The sequence below is a fragment of the Streptomyces sp. genome (assembly GCF_036524955.1).
GTDB lineage: Bacteria > Actinomycetota > Actinomycetes > Streptomycetales > Streptomycetaceae > Actinacidiphila.
Map to the genome: position 1 here is coordinate 1 of NZ_DATDBG010000104.1, position 5,137 is coordinate 5,137.

Sequence of the window (5,137 nt, forward strand, 5' to 3'; positions counted from 1 at the left end):
CCACGCCGGCGGTGCCGCCGACCTTGAAGGACTCGGCGGCCCGGTAGTGACCTTGCCCTTCTCCAGGGTGGTGAAGGACCCGCTGGACGGGTCGGCGGGGGCGCCCGCACCTCCAGCCCGGCCGCCTCCCGCAGGCCCGGCCGACGGCGCGGGGCGGCCCCGCCGGGTGTGTCTCCCACGGAGCCCCGGACCAGCGGCTCTGTCCACGATCGGCGCGGTGTCGCGGCCGGGCACGTCCCCGTGCGTCACGCGCACGGTGTACGTGGCGTGCGTGCTCCGGGCGCTGCGCGACCGGCTGCGCTGCAAAGGGGGCCGGGTCGTCGGCGTGCGGCCGGGCGGGGGACGGGGCGGTGCGTTTGCCGGGGCCGATGATCCGGGCAATTCGTAGGGGTCTACGGAGAAGGGGGCACCGTGATCATCTGGGTGAACGGGGCGTTCGGCGCGGGCAAGAGCAGCGCGGCACGCGAACTGCTGGACCTGATACCGGAAAGCACCCTGTACGACCCCGACGCGGTGGGCGACTGCCTGCGTCAGCTGCTGCCCGAGAAGCAGCTCCAGGACGTCACGGAATACCAGGAACTGTCCATCTGGCGCCGACTGGTGGTGGATTCCGCTGCCGCGTTGCTCAACGAGGTCGGCGGGGTGCTGGTGGCGCCGATGACGCTGCTGCGGCAGGAGTACCGCGATGAGATCTTCGGCGGCCTCGCCTCCCGGGGGATCGAGATCCGGCATGTGCTGCTCGAGCCGGGAGAAACCGTCCTGCGCGAACGCATCGCCGCCCGCCGGGACCACCCGGACGACCCCGAGGCCGACGAGACCGCCCGCCGCTGGGCCCTGGACCGGGTCCCGGAGTATCTGGCGGCGCTGCCCTGGCTGGTGCTCGACGCGCATGTCGTGTGCACTGCTGGGCTCAGCCCGCGGCAGACCGCACTGGAGGTGACCGAGGCCGTCGGCCGGGGCGCGGGGGCCTGCGGCATCATCCAGACCCCGGAACCGCGGGCGGAAACGGTGGCCGCCGGGGTACTGCTCTTCGACGACGCCGACCGGGTCCTGCTGGTCGACCCCACCTACAAGCCCGGCTGGGAGTTCCCCGGCGGCGTCGTCGAATCAGGCGAGTCCCCCGCACGCGCCGGCCACCGCGAGGTCGCCGAGGAACTCGGCATCGAACTCACCGGCGGTCTCGAACTCCTCGTCGTGGACTGGGAGCCGCCGCACCCGCCGGGCCACGGCGGCCTCCGGCTGATCTTCGACGGCGGCCGGATGCCCACCGCGGACATCGGCCGGCTGCTGCTGCCCGAGGCCGAACTGCGCGGCTGGCGCTTCGTCACCGAGGACGAGGCCGCAGACCTGCTGCCCCCGGTACGGCTGGACCGGCTCCGTTGGGCGCTGCGCGCGCGCGAACTGGGCCGCCCGCTCAACCTCGAAGCAGGGCACCCCGCGGAATGGCCGGCTGACGGCGCGCCCCGCTGACCGGGTGTCAGAACGGCCTCGCTCGGCCCTGCTCGCAGGACTCCGTGGCCGTAACACGCCAGCGAGCACGGGCCACGTCCACCGGATCGGGCCGCCGCCCGGGTCCGCTCGGGTTCGTCCAGGCCCGTGCGCGGACCCGGCCGGCCCAGTGCGCTCAGACCCCCTGACCCGCCGACTGCGATGCCGCATAACGCAGCAGGAAGAGGGCCTCCGTGAGCGACATTCGCTCGAACTCCTGCGGCGACAGGCTCTCGTTGACCGCGTGGATCTGCGCCCCCGGTTCACTCAACCCGATCAGCAGGATCTCCGCCCGCGGGTACAGCGTGGCCAGTGTGTTGCACAGCGGTATCGAACCGCCCTGCCCGGCGACCGCCATCTCCTCGTCGTACGCCTCCCGCATCGCCTCGGCCATCGCCCTGTACGCCGGACTGAAGGTGTCCGCAGCGAACGGCTGCCCGCTGCCCCGCAGCGTCACCTCGACCCTCGCGCCCCAGGGCGCCGCCGCCCGAAGGTGCTCCGTCAGCGCCCGGGCGGTCTTGCCGACGTCGAACCCCGGCGGCACCCGCAGGCTCACCAGGGCGCCCGCCGCTGCCTGGACGGAGGGTGTGGCGCCGACGACCGGAGGCGCGTCGATGCCGATCACCGTCACCGCGGGGCGGGCCCACAGCCGGTCGGGGATGGTTCCGTTGCCCAGCAACTCCACCCCGTCGAGCACCTTGGCGTCCCGGCGGAAGTCCTCCTCCGCATAGCCGAGCCCGGACCACTCGCCTGTGCCGTCAAGACCGTCGATCGTGGTGGCGCCTGTCTCGTCCCGCAGCGAGGCGAGCATGTGGATCAGCGCGCCCAGAGCGTCGGGCGCGGCGCCGCCGAACTGTCCGGAGTGCAGATTGCCCTCCAGCGTGGCCACCCGCACCTCCATCAGCACCATGCCCCGCAGCGACGAGGTCACCGTGGGAAGGCCGAGCCGGAAGTTGCCCACGTCACCGATGACGACGGTGTCGGCGGCCAGCAGCTCGGGGTGCTCCTCCGCGTAGCGCTCGAGTCCGCCGGTGCCCTGCTCCTCCGAACCCTCGACGATCACCTTGATGTTGAGCGGCACACCGCCGTGCTCCTTGAGCGCCCGCAACGCGGTGAAGTGCATCAGCAGCCCGCCCTTGCAGTCGGCCGCCCCGCGTCCGTACCACCGCCCGTCCCGCTCGGTCAGCTCGAACGGCGGCGACAGCCACGCCGACTCGTCCAGCGGCGGCTGAACGTCGTAGTGCGCGTACAGCAGCACCGTCGGCGCCTCCGCCGGGCCGGGCAGGAAGCCGTACACGGACTGGGTGCCGTCCGGCGTGTCCAGCAGGGCCACGTCCTGGAAGCCCTCGTCCCGCAGAGCCGCGGCCACCCATGCCGCGGCCTTCTCGCACTCGCTCTTCGGGAACTGGCGTGCGTCGGCCACCGACGCGAACGACACCAGCTCCGCCAGCTCGGCGCGGGCGCGAGGAATCAGCGAGGCCACGGTCTCGGAGAGCGGGACGGTCGGCATGAGTTCTCCTAGCGGGGATCTTGCAGTGACAGCGGTCGTTCGGTGGGTGCGACGGCTCGCTGCCGATGGTGCCACAGCGAGGTGTTTCTGTCGGGCGCAATAGGATGCGGCTGAACAGCGACGACAGCCGAACGGGCCGAGCGGGAGCGGAAACAGACGTGAGCGGTGAGCAGGCGGCGCAGGACAGCGGTGCGGGCGACGGCGAGACGGTCGTCTGGGATGTCGTGGTGATCGGCGCGGGTCCCGCGGGAGCCTCGGCCGCCCACGCGGCGGCCGTGACGGGCCGTCGGGTCCTGCTGCTGGAGAAGTCCGAACTGCCGCGGTACAAGACGTGCGGCGGCGGCATCATCGGCCCTTCCCGGGACGCCCTGCCGCCCGGGTTCGAGCTGCCCCTGCGCGACCGGGTGCACGCCGTCACCTTCAGCCTCAACGGCAAGCTCACCCGCACCAAGCGCTCGCGGCAGATGCTCTTCGGCCTCATCAACCGGCCCGAGTTCGACGCGGGTCTGGTCGACGCGGCTCGCGCGGCAGGCGCCGAGGTGCGTACCGGCGTGACCGTCTCGCGGGTGGAGCAGCACGGCCCCGGTGTCCCCGACCGCCGCACCGTCGCCGTGATACTGAACGGCGGCTCGGCCGGCAGGCGCGACGAGGAGGTCGTCTACGCCCGTGCCGTGGTCGGCGCCGACGGCAGCGCGAGCCGCATAGGAGCCCACGTCGGCGTCAAGCTCGACCAGGTCGACCTCGGTCTCGAATCCGAGATCCCGGTACCCACCGCCGTCGCCGAGGACTGGGCCGGCCGTGTGCACATCGACTGGGGTCCGCTGCCCGGCAGCTACGGCTGGGTGTTCCCCAAGGGCGACACCCTCACTGTGGGCGTCATCTCCGCGCGTGGCGAGGGCGGCGCCACCAAGCGTTACCTGGACGACTTCATCGCCCGCCTCGGCCTGTCCGGTTTCGAACCCAGGATTTCCTCCGGACATCTCACCCGCTGCCGTGCCGACGACTCGCCGCTCTCCCGTGGCCGGGTGCTGGTCTGCGGCGACGCGGCGGGACTGCTCGAACCATGGACCCGCGAGGGCATCTCCTACGCTCTGCGCTCCGGCCGGCTCGCGGGGGAGTGGGCGGTCCGCATCGCCGAGTCGCACGACGCGGTGGACGCCCGCCGCCAGGCCCTCAACTACGCCTTCGCCGTGAAAGCCGGACTCGGTGTCGAGATGGGTGTCGGCCGCCGGATGCTGGCCCTCTTCGAACGGCGCCCGGGAGTCCTGCACGCCGTGCTCACCACCTTCCCGCCCGCCTGGCGCGCCTTCGCCGGTATCACTCGCGGCAAGAGCTCGCTTGCCGAACTCGTCCGCACTCATCCCATGGCCCGCCGCGCGCTGGAGGCCGTGGACCGGGCCTGACGCCCCACGAGGGCCTGACGACTCCGGCGGCGGGTCGGTATCCGCCGGCCCGCCGCGGTCAGTCTCCGTCGGTGGCCTGGATGCGGAAGACCGGGTGCTTGGGGGCTATCTCTCGCAGCCTTTCATCCGTGGAGTCCGGGCCGACACCGTCGAAGAAGACTCCGACTTCGGCCTTCCAGCGCTTGAGGTAGGCGCGCAGTACGGGCGGCTTGTCGTCGTCGGCGACCTCGGTGGCGGTGAACTCCTCGACGTGCTTTCCCAGGAGCAGCCGGCCGCCGCCGACCGCCCGCATGTTGTGCGTCCACTGGACGTGGCCGCGGGGCGCCACCAGATAGCGCTCGCCGTCGTGGGTGAGCGGATTGACGGGGGTGCGCCGCCACTCGTGCCGGTCCTGCGCCCCCGGACGGCCAGAATCCGGGACCCCCAGACGCTCACGCCTCGCCGGGCCAGCCATGCGGTGCCGCGGTTGAAGACATTGATGGTGAACCAGCCGGGCTTCCGGACGTGCGCTACCTGCTCGGACATGGTGACTCCTCCGATTTCGTGAGCAGTGCTCTCACTTGTGAACAGTGTGCCAGGGTGCTCCGACGGAAAGCAAGAGCGCTGCTCTCTTTCTTTCGCGCTGCTCTCTGTCGTGGCAGACTGGGCCGATGAGCGTGATCCGAGGGGTCAGGGAACGAGCCCGTGTCGAAGTCACCGCGGCCATCAAGGACGAGGCCAGACGCCAGCTGGCCGC

The 5,137-nt window shown here is 72.0% G+C and carries 3 protein-coding genes and 2 pseudogenes; 3 read left to right on the forward strand and 2 right to left on the reverse strand.

The window, feature by feature from the left end:
• Positions 1-411: 411 nt before the first annotated feature.
• Positions 412-1,470, forward strand: coding sequence for an NUDIX hydrolase (locus tag VIW71_RS09205; RefSeq protein ID WP_331621567.1), 1,059 nt, complete (start codon positions 412-414; stop codon positions 1,468-1,470).
• A 154-nt stretch (positions 1,471-1,624) separates the two neighbouring features.
• Here VIW71_RS09205 and VIW71_RS09210 read toward each other — a convergent pair whose 3' ends face one another.
• Entirely contained in the window at positions 1,625-2,998 is a 1,374-nt protein-coding gene (locus VIW71_RS09210; RefSeq protein WP_331621568.1) for a dipeptidase, read from the reverse strand.
• A 158-nt stretch (positions 2,999-3,156) separates the two neighbouring features.
• Between VIW71_RS09210 and VIW71_RS09215 the strand changes: the two genes are divergently transcribed.
• On the forward strand, positions 3,157-4,401 hold the full coding sequence (locus VIW71_RS09215; protein ID WP_331621569.1) for a geranylgeranyl reductase family protein: 1,245 nt from the start codon (positions 3,157-3,159) through the stop codon (positions 4,399-4,401).
• Positions 4,402-4,459: 58 nt separating this feature from the next.
• Here the strand turns inward: VIW71_RS09215 and VIW71_RS09220 are convergent.
• Positions 4,460-4,926, reverse strand: a pseudogene (locus VIW71_RS09220) (nitroreductase family deazaflavin-dependent oxidoreductase).
• Positions 4,927-5,051: 125 nt separating this feature from the next.
• On the opposite strand from VIW71_RS09220, the pseudogene VIW71_RS09225 reads away from it, so the two are divergent.
• A pseudogene (locus VIW71_RS09225) lies at positions 5,052-5,137 on the forward strand (TetR/AcrR family transcriptional regulator); the annotation flags it as partial.